This window comes from Yersinia canariae (genome assembly GCF_009831415.1).
GTDB lineage: Bacteria > Pseudomonadota > Gammaproteobacteria > Enterobacterales > Enterobacteriaceae > Yersinia > Yersinia canariae.
Genome location: NZ_CP043727.1, coordinates 2,899,313 through 2,915,746 on the forward strand (window position 1 = coordinate 2,899,313; position 16,434 = coordinate 2,915,746).

The window sequence follows — 16,434 nt, forward strand, 5'->3', positions numbered from 1 at the left end:
TCCCTTCCTTATGACTGAAACAGGCAATCAAGTACCGCAGCAGCCTCGCCCTGCGTAATTTCCCGAGCATAATTCGTTAGTGTTGGCGCTAGTGGCTTAATATCTGAAACGATTTTCTCTGATGTACTACGCCCAGATTCAAACGCCAGCTTGGTAATCGCCTGTGATTTTTCATCAGAATAATGGAAAGATTTCAGTATCGTTTGTAGGGTTTGCTGTTCATTAAAATGATGAGTATTAGATTCACGGATACTTGTATAAAGCGATTGCCATAATACTGATGTTACATAGGTGGGTGCGATGTCAGTAGTATTATTGGCGGGTTGTTCATCACCCCAGATGCTTTCGGCCAGAAACATTGGCAATCTGTGAGCAGTAGGTCCCTGTAATGGGAACGTGCTTTTACCAACAGCAAACGTCAACACAAATAGTATAGGTTGGCTGATTGAAAGATGGCGCAGTGTCTGATGTTGATCCATCCAGCAAAATCCGGATGCTTGTTCGTCACTGAGCAGGCAGTCACTCAACTCAGGTAACAATGTCTCTGGTGGCGTACGGTTAAATCCACGTAACTCCACCACCGTAGCCAATCCATTATCTTGCTGGTGCAGCAAAAAATCCCCCAGAGTCATGGAGCATGTGTTTTCCGCACTTCTGATTAAAACCGGAGATTTCATTAAATCACCGATGCTAAACAGATCACCGTGGATAGAAACTTCCCCTCGAACTCCGCCCGAAAAAACATTCGCTATAGCAGAAAGCGCTTTTTTAGTGTGTTTTCCCAATAATCCAACAATAGGTGTTACATTCGCAGCAGCGACAATGCCTGATAATAAGGTTTCACTTAGCCCTGTTGCAGCTGCCTGTTTTTCCATCACTGTCAATAGCTGCCTTTTACTGGTTATCTCAGTTGCTATTGGCGATAGATACGGTTCTGTCTGCGGTATAGATAATGCTGCTACAATGGCGGATTCAGGTTTAACTGTTAACTCGGGTTGAGAAACTGGCACCGTTACATCAGCGATCAGTGCACGCAATAAGGCCGCTTGTGCTAGTGTTTCGACACCGGCTTGTGATGCATTTTCGAAAGTTTGTCTGATACGTGAATCCAGTTCAAGTTCCTGCTGGCGAAGCGCTTTTTTTGATTTCTCTGTTTCATTTTTTAAGTGTTTTTTCTGTTTATCAATTTCCACTTCAAGCTGTGCTTTCTTGTCAACCAGAGAAGAAATAGCCTGTTTTAATTGTTCCTGTTCACTTTCATACTCAGCCAGAATCGCGTTCTTCTCTACATTAATTTGAGCATCTATTACGGGCAATTTCAGCAGTTGTTGGACCATATCGTCCAACAGCTCTCTTGAATCAGCAATCTGTTCGAGATGAGTCAAGGCACGGTGATAGGCACTACTCTCTGGCTCATACTCAGCAATGAAATGAGTTAAATTTTGTAAATGTGATTTATTAAATACAGGGAAGTTCGTTGATGAATGATTTCGCTTTATCAGACGTTTTATCCATGTACCAGCGGGCGCACAATCGTATTTTTCGCTGGCTACAGGAAGTCGAGTCACAATGGTTGCTTTCTGTGAATGTAATTCAATATAGGCCAATTTTCTGTAGCTATCGAGTGGTACATCGAAGTTATATTTTTTAGGATCAGAAAAATCGCCGGGAAGTCTTAACGCTACCCCATCATCCAGCAAAAAAATAGCAGGAGATTCATCCTGTGGTTGATACTGAGTTAACAACCACTCTCTGACAGAGTCAGGGTCACTGGATAAGTGGGGGACTCTGACGACGAGGTATACACGCGATTGGTAGTCAGCCAGTACGTATTGCGCATTTTTGTCAGACGGCCGATGTTCTACCTGCCATATCCCTAACTCTCCCTGAGTGAAAATTTTGGTGTAATTGTTTATAAACCCAACAACTTCACCACGATGGGGATACATAATTTTCGCTTGTTCTTCAGAAAGCGACCAAACTTTATCATTAATAAACAAGGCAATAGGTGAAACGAAGAAAGCATCATTAGGAAGCAATTTGGTAACGGCACCGACAAAAGCTACGCTGTCGATGACATAATCATCCATATCCTCTGTTGCAATAAACTCTGCCGATAAAACTTCAACGCCATTAGCTTCTTTCTGGTTATGAGCAAACTCAAATTCCGAGATAATACTTTCAAATTTCTGCGCCATAGGGAAAGCATGTGTGGATAGCTTTTCCTTCCATGCGCTGGCTGCCTCTTGCTTACCATTAAGCGTATCAACAAGAGCAGCTACAAACATCGGAAATATACGATCGGATGATGCATCGAGACCTTGGCTGATTAGTAAGCATTGTTCCAGATCATCTTCCGTCACATTGATGCTTTGATGCTCAGGCAGATTCTCTGAGTCTTCTTCGACATCATCATGGGGTGACAATACCGGCTCGTCATTGAGGAATCGCTCAATGATTTCAGGACATGGCTGAGAAATATAAAATCCTAAAATATCGCGCCACAATAGCTTTGATGATTCTATGTCGTTACCATTTTTTTCTTTTAACAGGATGTCATTAAGAATTTTATTGGGATCAACTCGTTCAGAAAACTGTGTGTTAGCTCGAAGCCATGTCTGGATAACAATCTGAGCTTTAGGTTGTAACTCAGTTAAAAAATGTAGTTGTTGAGATAGCGTTTTAGGTAAGTTATCCGCTTTAGCACCCGCCATAATAAGTTTCTGCTTACACTCTTTCAGGCAGTTGATTCGCTCGTGAGATTCTAAACCATAGCAATACATTTGGCTCAAGCGTACTTTAGTAAATTGTTGTTTTTTAGCCATCCTGATTGAACTCCTTTACATGCCAACTCAATAAATTCGTTGTGAATCTAACAACCAAGTAAAAATTTTTCGTGCTGTTAGTATTATCGGCTTCTACGTAATTTTAGCGCCCGCGAGCGGCGAACAATCGCCCGGTCGTCATACTCTTGCGTAGTAGCTTCTGAAGGATTTATATTTCCCCAAATCGAAGCTCCGCCGCCAACAAATAAAATCTGGCCGTCATCGCCAATGGAAAGACAACCACCAGCGAAATGTAACCACCATTGTGTGAGAGAAAGCGGCAACGTTATTAGGTTTTTTGACCAAAAAAGATCGCCGTTATGGCTCTGAGAACCCAATGTTTTCTTTGAAAAAATAGCCTGAGCCATCAATCCCCAGGCAAAACTATTAGTCTGCCAGTAGCCATTTTGACTAGTAATAAAATAGCGATTGCGCTGTTTCTCCCGAGAACGTATGAAAGTATTACTGCTGTGGTCAATTAATGTTGACTCTTCAGACCAATCCTTTTTCTCTTCCAGCCAAGTCGACACATTTATATTGACGGGTAACGATGGAATACTTTCTATCTGAGTGATTGGTAAAATCACACCACCTAATGGACTGACAGAAAAATCTGCTTTGGTAATAAACCGCAAACCAAACTGTTTAACCAGCAACTCTGCACGCTCAACGCTCGATAAATTTAGCTCAATACAGCCTATGGCAAGATCATGGCCTTCTAATGACCACCTTTTAATCTTCTCATTATCTGCCAGCACGCATTGTAGTTGATTGCGTTCACTTTTTGTCATCATTCCACTAATACGAGCTACTGTGCCCACTTTCTCGTCAAATACGGAGATTGTACGGGGTGTCCGTATTACTAAGGGATAAGGTGTATACCGACTTTCAGCCACAGAAAGAAAACCAGACATAAATAGCATTCGACGTAGTCGCCAAGCGGGAATACCTATAGCTTTGGAAACGGGTATGAGATGTTTATTCAGTTCATCAAAAGGCAGCGTGCTACGCCTTTGAAAACGTAGTGCCAGCGCTTCAGTTAACCAATCAAGTGCCACAGGAAGAGAATGCAAGCCAGTAGATTCACGTTCTGCAGGAGGTGATTCATGTTGTTGCCATAATGACCACTCTCCCCCCAAAGGAGTTAGCTTCTGTTTATTCACAAATTCAGAATTAAACTCGTTACGAGCAACATCATCAAGTGACACTAAAACACCCAAAGGACCATCAACTAACCAATTACCAGGTTCTTTTAACCGTCGATAAAGCGCATCAGGAGCGTGGTCTAATACATGAACATCATAAATCAGAGGAGTAATTTGTTGGTCTACTGCTAATAGATAGCGACATAGTGTTTGCCCGTGAATGGAAACCAATTTCTCCGGTGAAATAAATAGCCCTTCATCACTAACCGAAAGTTCGCCTGTAGCAAGTTCATTACCTACAGAATCGTTAATTACGAACCTTCCGCTGTTTGCACCTTCCATGCGAATAAACGGAGTACTTGCTGGATTAAGTAATACCGCCTGTCCAAATCTGGCTCCACCAGTAAGATGGGGCCTTGCAGGCATCCAACTGTGTATCAAAAAACGTTGAGCATTTTTAGGAAGTGCATTCCTTAAGGTAGACAGTGCTTGCCGGCTTACTGCGTCAAAAACGAGAATATTCCATTTATCACGTTCTGAATTAATCCCCAACGAACTAAATCTTAAATTAATATTCTTACACGCCACAACAATGCTTTTCACATAACGACTATTTATCACCAGACAAACCGGACCATTATCAAAATAATGACCGTCAGAGCTAATATAGCCTGAGTCATCCTGAAACAATGGCAGGCATCCCACCTGCAATGCCATTCCTATTCTCGATTGATAAAGCCCTTTATTTTGTTTTTGTGATAATGTCGAAATGTGTATCAACATATTATCAATATTAGATTGATAGTAGCCCTTAGTATAAATACTTGTCTGCTGTGGTAATGTATATACCTCTTGTTCAGAAAACACATCCGTACCTTTCTGATCCATCAGTAGATAGATTTCTGGATTCCACACATCAGCAGAATCTAGTTGTATACAAAATCTACCATTCTCTGCTATTTTTTGGTTTTCATCATGTCTTGTGATGTCTCGAACAGCTCCCCAAAATGGGCTATTGTAAGCCTGTACCGATGAAGATTTTAATAGCAGGTCTCTAAACTGACTAAATTCACTAATGAATATTAGGCTAAAAGAATTTATCCTTTGATGAATAGCTTGGCTAACTTCTTCAAATGTTGAATGACTATCTAATTCTTTATTGGACAGTATACGCCTTAGTAATAAATCATCTTTGTAAGAAGGGAAGGAAAGTCGTTTAGAATAACCTATTAATCTTTCTCGTTGAGGATCAGGCAAAAGTAGGCACGCGCATTCTTTGTTATTATGGCTCCATCTTTCTAAACGCTCCCACATTTTTGGAAGTTCACTAAAGATAAATTTTTTATCTTTAGTGAAACCCAATAGAAGGGAAAACCTGACACGGAAATCACCTTCGTCATGAGTATCATCGTCAGCACTAGCTGCGAGTAACGTTAAATATAAGACAGCAAAATGAGGAGGAACACCGTTTATCCCTGCTAATATATCAAGCCTTAATTCATCTCTAAAATGATTTTGTATCTCATCAGAGCTATTGCCAAATGCTTTCAAAAAACTATTTTTAGCTTCCCTTTTGCTACGCGAACCTTTTAATTTATCAAAAATTCGCCCGGTAGCATCAATTCGACTCAATGTTAACCCGACACAAGAAGGATCAAAAAAAATATCTTTGACCAGGGCTGCATTCCACTCATCTAGAGTAACCGGAAATAAGTCGCCCATCGCATCACCTGCTTTTTATCGAAAGATTCTTCAAACCTGAGCCTGAAAAAAGGTGGCTAAACAGAACCTCAGCTAACATAGGGGGAACCGCATTACCTATTTGGGTAAATTTGGCATCAATATCCCCCACCGGTTCATAATCGTGACGAAACGATTGTATGCGGGCACATTCTCGCCATGACAAACGTCTGGCCTGTTCCAATCTAGGGCGAGTATCATCAACTACTATATGTTCATATTCATCAGAAAAGTCCCAGCGCTGTTTCCAGCCATCCTCAAGGTTTGACCATGTTAATTTCATGACTGGGCTTGCTGGGTGCAATGTGACATGTCGCCAGTTAGCTACCACTGTATAAGCTGGGCTATCCCACTTTGCCTTACGATTCCTCGACATGAAATACCATGAAAAATGGCCTTCAGGATCATGAGGGCGTTCATAGAACTCTCCTTCAGGCCATAAAGGCAAATCACAGATAGCATCACCATGTGATGCATAAGGCTTTAGGTGAGGATTCTTCAGACTTGGCTTACCGTGTGTTGCAGGGGGGAATTCAAAACATTGCCCTAAATCGTTTCTAACACCGACAATAAATAAACGCTTACGTGATTGTGGAACACCATATTCCCTGGCATTAACCAGATGATAACTAACCTGATATCCAGCTTGCTGGTATGCTGTAAGTTGTTGTTCTAAAAAGCTACCTGCACCAAGTTGCTGCAACCCCGACACATTCTCTGCAACAAAATATTTGGGGCGAACAATATTTAATACACGCAAAAATTGCCTATAAAGATTCGTTCGAGTATCGCTCTCCGGTTTCCTATTACCAGCCATCGAAAACGATTGGCAAGGGTAGCCGCCAACAACGACATCAACATGTGGAAAATTTTGGATATTTGATATATCGCCAAGCCTGACTTCTGATTCTGGAAAATACTTCTCTAAAGTCTTACAAGCGTTTTCAACAATATCATTTGCGAAAACAACCTGACCTCCGGCAGATTCAATACCAAAATCCATACCACCACCGCCAGAAAACAGTGAAAGAACTTGGATGTTGTTATGCTCTCTTTCAAAAATATTGTTCATATAATCATACTGGGCATCGCCATCCTAACTTAATCACTATCAACCTCAAGATTACCTGCCCATATAGACAGTAAATTCTCTCTAGAAATCATAGGCAAACATTATAGCTTGGGATGATGGCATAGAGCAGTAACATTCTTTATTTTTTTGACAACTGGAGCAAGTCTCAGGTAAGAAATGCTCCAAATAGAACGAGCATAATACTCTTTAGTCTAAAGATTCAAACTCATATCTCACACTTCAGACCTCGCATTTAAGCTACTAAAAGGTGGTCAATCTGGTGGTCTTGACAGGAGGAGGATTCTGAGCTAGCTTATTTATTAGCCACTTAATGGCAAAGGCGATCCCAGTCAGAGGAGCCAAATTAGAAAAGCCCGCTTAGGAAACTAAGCGGGCTTTTTGCTTTATCGTTTCGGCAGGATAAGCCTCCTGCGGTGTCTCTTTTTTATAAATTATCAGTGCGTCAATTCATGGCTGTCCGAGAGCAGTTCATGTATTTCCGTTGGAGATAATGGCCCGGAAAGAAGCACACTGACCCAGTGCTCTTTGTTCATATGATAAGCAGGTAAAATGCCGTCTTTTTGGCGTAATGAGCCGATATATTCAGGCCTGACTTTAACTTCGAGCACCTCCACCTCATCATCCGTCTTCAGGCCGAGCTTTGTGCCGGGCACGTTCATCACGATAGCGAACCATTTTTTTCCGTCGTGATGGCGAAGCACGGCATAACCCGGCAGCTTACTCCACAGATATTCCGGCTCAGAGTTAAAATGTTCCCGAGCGTACCTGAATAATGTCTCTCTGTTCATCATAACTCCTGTTTACGTCTTAGCGGGTGTTTCAATTGCCATCCGTATGGCGCGCACATCACGGACACCCTGTATCTGTTTATCCGCGCTAGTTAACTGTATTCCGCTCGTTGGTTGAGATTAATTTCAGAAATAAATCCCGGCCATATCCAGCCATCCAGAGTGAGTGTTCCATGACAATCATAATTCATATAAACCGATATGCGAAAACACGGCCAACAAAGTACAGCGGATGTAGTTGAACGCCAGATGTCTACCAAAACTGTGGCAATTCGGTGCGTATTTAAGCGGCATTAACGGCGATAAAGCATATGATTTTATTTGCGACCAACCGGTCGGTCGTAGTATTGTGGCTTTTTATTGTTGTGGAAATCATCATGCAAAACTCATTCCTCCGGCTTTCGGCATCGCTTGCCTTGATAACCGTACTGGGGCCTTCAGCGATTGATATGTATCTGGCCTCGTTACCAGATATGGCAAGAGAGCTGGGAGCATCGGCTACTCAGATCCAGCTCACTCTTACCGTGTTTCTTATGGCTATGGGGTTAGGCCAACTGATATCTGGCCCCATCATTGATGCTATCGGCCGACGTAAACCGCTTTTGTCGGCCATCCTCTTATTTATAGTCTGCTCTATTTGGGCGTCGCAAGCTGATACTTTTAACACATTGCTTTATGCGCGATTCTTTCAAGGGCTGGCTGCATCAATGACTCTGGTTGTGGCAATTAGCATGGTGCGTGATCTCGCATCCGGCACCGAAGCGGCAAAACTTTTCGCACTTCTGATGACTATTGAAGGTCTGGCACCCGTACTCGCGCCTGCCCTGGGGGGTTATATTGATGCGTATGCAGGTTGGGAAGCGGTAATGCTGGTGCTGGCACTTATGGGCCTTATCGCCTTTATCAACAGCTGGTTTTTGCTCCCAGAAAGCTTACCAATGGCGCAGCGCCAGCCGCTTAAGCCTGCGCTTATCATCAAAACGTATTTGCGCCTGATAACTGACCGCGACTTTATGCTACCCGCCATGTCGCTCTCTGCTGCTTTCTTTTTTCTGTTCATTTATATCGGTGGCGCTTCACTGGTTTACCAGACGCATTACGCGCTTTCGCCTGATAAGTTTGGTCTGGTATTTGGCGGTACCGGCATGGCGGTGTTAATTGGCGCAGTCAGCGCGGGTCGCTGGGTGACGCACCTCAGTGTGCCATCCGTTGCACTGCGCGGTGTAGTGGCGATGGCCGCGGGTGCGGTAATTGCGGGTTTGTCGGGAACAAGTGGCATTGGCTTGCCGGGCATTGTCGCAGGGATGTTCCTGGCGATGTTTGGCCTGGGCATTGCGGAGGCTACGCTGATGTCGATGACTATGTCTACGCAGAAAACGGCGCTGGGTTCGGCGGCTGCCGTTTTAGGTGCACTGCAACTGATTCTCTCCGCTGCGGCAACACCTGTTGCAGGGTATTTATCGGAACATGGTAGCGCGCACTGGCTTGGCTTCCTTGCTCTCTTCGGAATTGTTGTTGTGCTGCTTACGGCCCTCAGCATTCGGTGGGCCAGAAATGATGTAGAATACGTTTCCAGTCACTAAATTCGTGGAGGCACTTTCATATGGCGATTTCACCTGCTGCGCAAAAAATCTCTGATGCAGCTGTACTGTATTTTGCAGATAAAGGGTTTGATACAGGTTCATTAAATGCCGTGGCTGAATCAGTGGGAATTAAAAAGGCAACAATCTATTCCCACTTCAAAAATAAAGATGAGCTCTTTATACACGCATTCAATGAAGCAATCGCAAGTGAAAGTGCCTTCGTGAACGAATGTTTTGATTCAGATACAATCTGCGGAGAACGCTACCTTGCGCGTGTTTCCGAGCGTTATCAGCAGTCCAGCTATCTTCGGTTGCTGATACGCACAGCTTTCATCCCACCCGAGGGATTGCAACAGCAGGTTGCTGAGGGATATGAGTCTTTTCTCGCGAAAATTAAGTCACGCTTCAATGACGGGCTAAATCACTTGTCAACTCGCTATGAGATTGAATTGGCAGATGCTTATCTAGGTATCATCGACAGCGTGCATGTCGAGTTACTGTATGCAACACCAGAGGCGGCGGATAGACGTCGTAAAGCCCTGTGGCAGCTTTTGGTGGGTGCCATGCAACAATGACCCTTGATTTTTGGGATTTATAACTATCCAAAAGGCGCATTAAGGGCGACATCCGCTCACCATTTGAAGCCACTTCTGGTGGTCGATAGAGGAACGCTGGCAAACCAGCAGCATTTGTCTTCCGGTTCAAAGCCGTGATGAACTCTTGAACTACGACTCAAAGCAACATATAGCAAGAGATTGAAAAGGTTTATCGTTTTATTGATATTACCATGCTGTTAAATAATGGAGATATAACTATGGTTAAGCATTTTTTTGTCTGTTTTTTCATGTTACTCGCTTTTTCAGTGAATGCCGCAAATGGCGGTAACGGAGGTAATGGCGGAGATGGAGGAAACGGTGCCGATGGCGGGAATGGTTCGAACGCAGACAGTTCAGATAATGCTCCCGCTCGCCCAGGTTGCCCCGGAGGAACGGACCCGGATGCCGCGGGGAAATTTTATCTTCCGGGTACAAAAGAGCAATGTAACCCAGGAAAGCAGGATTCAATGAAACGCGTGAGATAATCTCGCTGCATTATTACGCCCCAGAGCGATGAACATCCACTACTAACATTGGGGTGTAATAATCAACGGGGAACAGGCCAAAAATATCGTGTCCCTCCGCTGGCATATTTATATTAATGACTCGTTAATTGAATACTCAGGAAATGAAGCTTAGAGGGGTAATCTATATTCTATGACACCCGGCTTCTCTGCTATCCAGTCATAAAGCCGCTGCGCTGTTAAATTTTTTTCCTGTGTATGCCAGTATAATCGTCCACATTGGCGCTCATTAGCCTTTTGTTTAACATACTCAATAAGATGTTTTCCTATATTCTTACCCCGGCTGTTTTGGGCAACAAACAGATCTTCTAAATAACAGAAATCATTTACAGACCATGTTGAACCATGAAAAACATAGTGAACGAATCCGAGAATTGTCTGCCCTTTTTTGGCTACTGCACAATACATGTCGTTATCTGTATCTAAAAAACGCTTCCATGTTTCAATTGTCGTCTCTTCAGGCAACTGAACCTCATAAAACTGTTGATAATTCAACCAGTAAGGTAACCATTTAGAGTAATCTTCTTCTTGTACGGGCACCACTGAGATTTTCAAGTTTTCATCAGTCATATCAATCACCTTATTAGAATTTCACGAATTTGGAGGCGAAAGAGTAACCCTTATAGTGGTATCATATAAGGTACGCTTTTTAACTTTTTCATGGGTCCACTTTAATAATGAAAAAAAACGCTGCCAGCTTCCCAAGCTTATTGCTTAAAAAAGGAAAAATTAAAGAGCAGTTTTATTTGGCGATAAAAGAACTGATACTGAATGGCCAGCTTAAAGCAGGGAGAAAACTCCCCTCCAGCAGAACACTTTCTGAAATGATGTCAATTTCAAGAAACTCTATTTTATCTGGTTTAGAACGCCTCATTGATGAAGGTTATCTCATCACAAAAAAAGGCTCCGGAACTTATGTCACCTCGACCATTCCTGATGAAGTGATTCAAATTAAATCTATATCACCTCATAAAAACATGAGTAATAAAAATAGCGCCCCCAATATTAACCCTCATATGAAGATAATGAAAAAAATATGGGATATGACCTCACCATATTCCGGAAATAATATGAAATTTAATATTGGGATCGGTTGTATAGATTTATTCCCACATGAACTTTGGGGGCGACTATTAGGGCGAACCTGGCGTCAGTTTCGCCACCAAGACTGGAAGCTCAATGAAACTTTGGGATTTAAACCATTAAGGTTGGCTATTAGTGAATACGTTCGCACCACACGCGGCTTGAATTGCACTGATGAACAGATACTTATTGTCAATGGAACCCAACAAGCAATAAATCTTGCCGCACAAGTTCTTTTGCAAAAAGGGGATGAAGTTTGGTTAGATGAACCGGGATATGATGGCGCTTTAGGCGCATTTACTTCCATGGGAGCCAAAATCTGCCCTGTTATCAGTGATGAGAATGGCATGGATATTTCCTATGCAATCAAGCACTGGCCACATGCAAAAATGATTTTCACTTCGCCATCCCATCAATTTCCTCTTGGCGGAACATTAAGTTTGTCCAGAAGGATTGCGCTACTTGACTGGGCATCTGAAAATAACATGTGGATTTTCGAAGATGATTATAACAGTGAATTCAGATATAAAGCCCAACCGATACAAGCGCTTCAAGGATTAGATAAACAACAGCGAGTTATATATGCAGGCTCATTCTCTAAAATGATGTTCCCAGGATTTCATTTAGGCTTTCTCGTTATTCCAGAAAGTCTCGTGGAGTCGTTTAAAATTGCCAAATATTACGCCGATACACGGACAGCTTATTTAGAACAAACTATCCTTGCCACATTCATTTCTGAGGGACATTATGCACGTCACGTCAGGCGGGTGAGAAAAGCATGCCATGAACGCCAACAAGTTATGATTGAAGCCATACAATTATATCTGCCAGAAATTATTTTCGCGGAACCTTCGGATTCAGGTATTCACATTGTCTGTTGGTTATCGAAAGAAACTCAGGAATCTTACATGATTGAGCAATGCCGTAAAGCGGGTTTGGGCGCACAACCCCTTTCACGATACTGCCAAACAAAGCCCAAAAACCAGGCCATTCTGTTAGGTTTTGCAGCACATTCACCCTTAGAAATCATTGAAGGCATAAAGAAACTGGCCCAAATATTGACTCAATAGTACACATGCTGCCCTTCCCTATAAATGGTAAAGAGTTCGTTTTGTCTTTCCCTAAGTTCCTACCGCCGGAAATCATATCGTAGATAGCACCCTGTAAGGCGGGAATAACGGGCGCAATACCATGAATAACAGAGAAAAACCCACTTAAAGAAGCTTAAGTGGGCTATTGGGTGATTTTGTTTTAAGGGCATTACAGCGCATAAAAAATCAGGGCGGCAATGCCACCAAATAAGAGCCACTTGATAAGATAATATATTCTGCGATTCCAAGCTTTTAGGCGTTTTCCCACCTTACGTACCGCATAGATATATTTAAAGATTCGATTAACACCCCCAGTCCGATCCCCCTCGTCATTGGGTGCAGTAGCGGCACTCATCAGGTTGCGCCCTAACCAATGATTAACCCACTGTGCCCAGCGATAGCGCATTGGGCGTTCAATATCGCAAAACAAAATAAGCCGGTCCTGCCCGCTCTGATTTTCAGCATAGTGAATATAAGTTTCATCAAACAATATTCCCTCACCATCACGCCAACTGTAGGTGGTCCCATCTACATCAATAAAGCAGCGATCATCATTCGGGGTAATTAAACCAAGGTGATAGCGCAAAGAACCCGCATAAGGATCACGGTGACGAGGTAAACGGCTGCCGTCTGGTAACTCGGCAAACATTGCCGCTTTTACTGAAGGTAGTCCCTGTAATAATGTGGTCGTGTGGGGGCACAACGTCATTGCCGATGGGTGGCTATCTTCATACCATTTCAAATAAAATCGCTTCCAACCTGTTTTAAAAAAAGAGTTAAAACCGGCATCATTATATTTATCCGATGCTTTTATTTGCTGGATTTCCATTAACGCTTTTCCTTCCTCCCTGATTTTTAACCAATTATCTCGTAGCACAGTAAGTTCCGGGAAAAGGTCCTGCTTTAAATAGGGCGTAGTAGGCACTCGTGAAAATAAATACATAAAGGCATTAATTGGCGAAACGAATGTTGAGTGGTCTGAGAGTTGACGCCAGAATTTATAACGAACCTTCCCACGAAAATGCACATAGGCTACACATAAGATGAAAACTAATAGCACTATATATTTCATGATGTCCTATCAATAAATATTTTCGGTAGCTAAATATTTAGTCTATTCCTATTAAACTTTCCAACATAAAAATATCAAAAGTTTTAGCCCTGAACGATAACATCATAATTAGTAAGCAATAAATGTTTGAATGTCATGTTCATTTAATGTGAAACATCCTGTAAAACAACGCCCGGTTGGGAAGTCTTCACTTAATTCCCGTAACAGTTGCAATTCAAAACGTCCGGTGTCGAGCGAATAGCGTAGTAACTTCGCCTCAAGAAAATCAAAATAGCGCCCAAGTTGTGGGTATACCGCTTTAAATAAACTCTCTTTGGCGGAGAAAGCCAATGTCAGCAATTGGTTGAATGGTAATGGGCCATCCTGGAAGCAGTAAAATTCTTCTTCACTGAGAATACCCGGCCATAGGTTGACCGCTCTTTCAACAGGAATTAAGCTTTCTATATCCAGACCAATGCCATGGCGGCGGCTGGCATCAGAAAGCTCATTGGCCGGTGTTATTATTTGTGCGCTGCACAACGCACGTTGAGTATTATGGCTGATACTACCAATCAGCCCGGTTGGCCACATTGGTGCGCGGTCGATACCATTTACCAAAGAATAATCGCGAACTTCCAACATATTGAGAACTTGTCTGGCAACGAAGCGCCCGGCCAGATATTCAGCACGCCGTTTAGCAACAGCTTTTTGCAAACTGCCCGGAAACGAAATGCCATACACGGCAAACAACTCATCCCGATATTCATTCACATCAAAATCACATTTAGCCAAAAGCCCGTGAAACAAGGGTTGGTTATTCAAACCGGCGGCTGGTAATGCGGTAAAGGTAAAATTACGGAGAAATACCGATGTCACACGTTATCCTAATCATGTTGATTTATGGCACTTTATGCCCTAAATAATTCGAATTGCAGAAAGGCAGCAACTGAACAATCCCCGAGAGCTTACGCAAGTAATTGACTGGGTTGAACAAAGGCAACCAACGCACCTGCAACTTGAAGTATGACGGATATAGTAGTAGTTAACCCTCATTGTCACAATATCAGAACCCGGCCATTTGATGTAAAACGTTAGCCACTTCAAGTTGTACCTTTTGAATAGCCTAAAAAAATGTCATTCACTTCCCACTGTCTTGAATTTATTTCATATGAAATGCTACTTCACAATTATTGAAACGCAGTTCCTGACGTTTCTTTTTCTGTGACGATGGTCAATTTAAAAGCACATGTAAACAGCTAGGTTGAATACCATAGGGATAAAGGAATAACCCTTTTATATAACTATTCCACTATTAGAAATATTGTACTTTTATCTATTATTTTAATGACTTCTGGAGACCGTCGAATGAAATTTCCTAAGCCACTGCCAACACTCTGCCTGGCAATTTCTGCCATTTTATTTAGCCAAATAGCCTCCGCTCAACAAATTAAAGCCGCTGATGTTCACCCTAAAGATTATCCTAATGTTGTCGCGGTTAAAAATATGGGCGACAAACTGAAGACAGCCACTGATGGTCGACTGGAAATTAAAACTTTTCCTGGTGGGGTATTGGGTGATGAAAAACAAATGATAGAACAGGCTCAAATGGGGGCAATTGATATTATTCGTGTTTCTATGACACCCGTTGCATCTATTTTACCTGAGATCAGTGTCTTTACTCTGCCCTATATGTTCCGCGATGAAGATCACTTGCATAAAGTACTTGATGGTAAAATCGGCCAAGAAATAGGCGATAAAATCACTAACAATAAAAACTCCAAATTGGTGTTCCTCGGGTGGATGGATGCCGGTACTCGTAATCTGATAACGAAACAGCCGGTCATTAAACCTGAAGATCTTAAAGGTATGAAAATCCGTGTACAAGGTAGTCCTATTGCGCTAGCAACACTCAAAGCAATGGGCGCAAACTCACTTAGCATGGGTGTCAGTGAAGTGTTCAGTGGTATGCAAACTGGCGTTATTGATGGCACCGAAAATAACGAGCCCACTTTTATCGCGCATAACTATCTGCCGGTTGTCAAAAATTACACCTTGAGCGGCCATTTTATTATTCCCGAATTGTTCCTTTATTCTAAAACCAAGTGGGATAAATTATCTCCTGAAGATCAGCAAACCATTCTGAAACTGGCAAAAGAAGCACAGGCAGAACAGCGAGTATTATGGCAAGCCTATGTACAGCAATCTCATGACAAAATGAAAGCTGGTGGCGTGCAATATCATGAAATTGATCATGACTCTTATTACAAAGCCACTCAGCCCGTTCGTGATGAATTTGGCAAAGATTACCAAGACCTCATCCAGCAAATCAGTGCTGTTCAATAATACTCTTTTGGCGGTATGACGCTATTCGAATACCGCCTATATTCTGAGGTCTCCGCTATGGCTCGCTCTTATCTATCAACGATGGATGTTTTATATCGCCTGTCTATCTGGGTAGCTGGTATTGCTTTAATTATTATGGTTGCGGTTATTCCTATGGGGATATTCGCCCGTTATGTACTAAACGATGGTTTATCCTGGCCCGAACCTGTGGCTATTTTATGCATGGTGACATTTACCTTTGTTGGCGCTGCGGCCAGTTATCGCTCCGGCTCACATATTGCCGTCAGTATGGTCACCGACCGGTTGTCTGAAACAGGTAAAAAAGTCTGCCTGATATTGGTGGATTTGCTGATGATATTAATAAGCCTGTTTATTTTGGTTTACAGCTACATTTTATGCAGCGAACTTTGGTCACAACCCGTGGCTGAGTTCCCATTACTGACTGCTGGTCAAACCTATATTCCTCTACCTGTCGGCTCCGCTATTACCTTGCTGTTTATTATCGAGCGCCTATTTTTTGGCCCGCAAACCCACCGCCCGGTAGTCATGATTGGCAATTCATAATTTGGGGA

At 42.6% G+C, this 16,434-nt stretch carries 13 protein-coding genes; 6 read left to right on the top strand and 7 right to left on the bottom strand.

From position 1 onward, the window contains the following. Positions 1 to 8: 8 nt before the first annotated feature. The 4 genes from F0T03_RS13400 to F0T03_RS13415 form a co-directional block, all read right to left on the bottom strand. Complete coding sequence (locus F0T03_RS13400; protein WP_167515577.1) at positions 9 to 2,825, bottom strand: kinetochore protein; 2,817 nt, start codon at positions 2,823 to 2,825, stop codon at positions 9 to 11. Positions 2,826 to 2,908: 83 nt separating this feature from the next. Next, complete coding sequence (locus tag F0T03_RS13405; protein WP_159678893.1) at positions 2,909 to 5,692, bottom strand: hypothetical protein; 2,784 nt, start codon at positions 5,690 to 5,692, stop codon at positions 2,909 to 2,911. A gap of 4 nt (positions 5,693 to 5,696) precedes the next feature. Next, positions 5,697 to 6,782 carry a DNA cytosine methyltransferase gene (locus tag F0T03_RS13410; protein ID WP_159678895.1) on the bottom strand — a complete coding sequence of 362 codons (1,086 nt, stop codon included), beginning with the start codon at positions 6,780 to 6,782 and terminating at the stop codon, positions 5,697 to 5,699. Positions 6,783 to 7,237: 455 nt separating this feature from the next. Further along, positions 7,238 to 7,591 carry an MmcQ/YjbR family DNA-binding protein gene (locus F0T03_RS13415; protein WP_159680879.1) on the bottom strand — a complete coding sequence of 118 codons (354 nt, stop codon included), beginning with the start codon at positions 7,589 to 7,591 and terminating at the stop codon, positions 7,238 to 7,240. 377 nt (positions 7,592 to 7,968) lie between these two features. Between F0T03_RS13415 and F0T03_RS13420 the strand changes: the two genes are divergently transcribed. From F0T03_RS13420 to F0T03_RS13430, 3 genes are all read left to right on the top strand, one after another. Beyond that, positions 7,969 to 9,174 carry a multidrug effflux MFS transporter gene (locus tag F0T03_RS13420; RefSeq protein ID WP_159678897.1) on the top strand — a complete coding sequence of 402 codons (1,206 nt, stop codon included), beginning with the start codon at positions 7,969 to 7,971 and terminating at the stop codon, positions 9,172 to 9,174. Positions 9,175 to 9,194: 20 nt separating this feature from the next. After that, entirely contained in the window at positions 9,195 to 9,749 is a 555-nt protein-coding gene (locus F0T03_RS13425) for a TetR/AcrR family transcriptional regulator (RefSeq protein ID WP_145556394.1), read from the top strand. A gap of 239 nt (positions 9,750 to 9,988) precedes the next feature. Then, on the top strand, positions 9,989 to 10,255 hold the full coding sequence (locus F0T03_RS13430; protein ID WP_159678899.1) for a hypothetical protein: 267 nt from the start codon (positions 9,989 to 9,991) through the stop codon (positions 10,253 to 10,255). A gap of 150 nt (positions 10,256 to 10,405) precedes the next feature. On the opposite strand, the gene F0T03_RS13435 is transcribed toward F0T03_RS13430, so the two are convergent. Next, positions 10,406 to 10,864, bottom strand: a complete 459-nt coding sequence (locus F0T03_RS13435; protein WP_145556396.1) for a GNAT family N-acetyltransferase — start codon at positions 10,862 to 10,864, stop codon at positions 10,406 to 10,408. Between the two features lie 107 nt (positions 10,865 to 10,971). Between F0T03_RS13435 and pdxR the strand changes: the two genes are divergently transcribed. Then, the gene (pdxR, locus tag F0T03_RS13440; RefSeq protein WP_159678901.1) at positions 10,972 to 12,447 is read left to right on the top strand and encodes a MocR-like pyridoxine biosynthesis transcription factor PdxR; all 1,476 of its coding nucleotides are present in this window, start codon (positions 10,972 to 10,974) and stop codon (positions 12,445 to 12,447) included. A 190-nt stretch (positions 12,448 to 12,637) separates the two neighbouring features. Here the strand turns inward: pdxR and lpxO are convergent, their stop codons facing one another. Next, positions 12,638 to 13,540 (bottom strand): lipid A hydroxylase LpxO, encoded by a 903-nt coding sequence (lpxO, locus tag F0T03_RS13445; RefSeq protein WP_159678903.1) that lies wholly within the window; start codon positions 13,538 to 13,540, stop codon positions 12,638 to 12,640. Positions 13,541 to 13,648: 108 nt separating this feature from the next. Then, positions 13,649 to 14,395, bottom strand: coding sequence for a 4'-phosphopantetheinyl transferase family protein (locus F0T03_RS13450; RefSeq protein WP_145556399.1), 747 nt, complete (start codon positions 14,393 to 14,395; stop codon positions 13,649 to 13,651). Between the two features lie 489 nt (positions 14,396 to 14,884). Here F0T03_RS13450 and F0T03_RS13455 point away from each other — a divergent pair, with 489 nt between their 5' ends. Both F0T03_RS13455 and F0T03_RS13460 read left to right on the top strand, forming a co-directional pair. Continuing rightward, positions 14,885 to 15,862: a TRAP transporter substrate-binding protein gene (locus tag F0T03_RS13455; protein ID WP_145556400.1), complete on the top strand. Its 978-nt coding sequence runs from the start codon at positions 14,885 to 14,887 to the stop codon at positions 15,860 to 15,862. A gap of 57 nt (positions 15,863 to 15,919) precedes the next feature. Continuing rightward, positions 15,920 to 16,426: a TRAP transporter small permease gene (locus F0T03_RS13460; protein ID WP_159678905.1), complete on the top strand. Its 507-nt coding sequence runs from the start codon at positions 15,920 to 15,922 to the stop codon at positions 16,424 to 16,426. Positions 16,427 to 16,434: the final 8 nt, after the last annotated feature.

Coding starts and splice junctions, on each gene's coding strand:
- F0T03_RS13435 (WP_145556396.1), bottom strand. CDS start 10,864: ATGACTGATGAAAACTTGAAAATCTCAGTGGTGCCCGTACAAGAAGAA.
- F0T03_RS13420 (WP_159678897.1), top strand. CDS start 7,969: ATGCAAAACTCATTCCTCCGGCTTTCGGCATCGCTTGCCTTGATAACC.
- F0T03_RS13430 (WP_159678899.1), top strand. CDS start 9,989: ATGGTTAAGCATTTTTTTGTCTGTTTTTTCATGTTACTCGCTTTTTCA.
- F0T03_RS13455 (WP_145556400.1), top strand. CDS start 14,885: ATGAAATTTCCTAAGCCACTGCCAACACTCTGCCTGGCAATTTCTGCC.
- F0T03_RS13460 (WP_159678905.1), top strand. CDS start 15,920: ATGGCTCGCTCTTATCTATCAACGATGGATGTTTTATATCGCCTGTCT.
- F0T03_RS13400 (WP_167515577.1), bottom strand. CDS start 2,825: ATGGCTAAAAAACAACAATTTACTAAAGTACGCTTGAGCCAAATGTAT.
- pdxR (WP_159678901.1), top strand. CDS start 10,972: ATGAAAAAAAACGCTGCCAGCTTCCCAAGCTTATTGCTTAAAAAAGGA.
- lpxO (WP_159678903.1), bottom strand. CDS start 13,540: ATGAAATATATAGTGCTATTAGTTTTCATCTTATGTGTAGCCTATGTG.
- F0T03_RS13415 (WP_159680879.1), bottom strand. CDS start 7,591: ATGAACAGAGAGACATTATTCAGGTACGCTCGGGAACATTTTAACTCT.
- F0T03_RS13410 (WP_159678895.1), bottom strand. CDS start 6,782: ATGAACAATATTTTTGAAAGAGAGCATAACAACATCCAAGTTCTTTCA.
- F0T03_RS13405 (WP_159678893.1), bottom strand. CDS start 5,692: ATGGGCGACTTATTTCCGGTTACTCTAGATGAGTGGAATGCAGCCCTG.
- F0T03_RS13425 (WP_145556394.1), top strand. CDS start 9,195: ATGGCGATTTCACCTGCTGCGCAAAAAATCTCTGATGCAGCTGTACTG.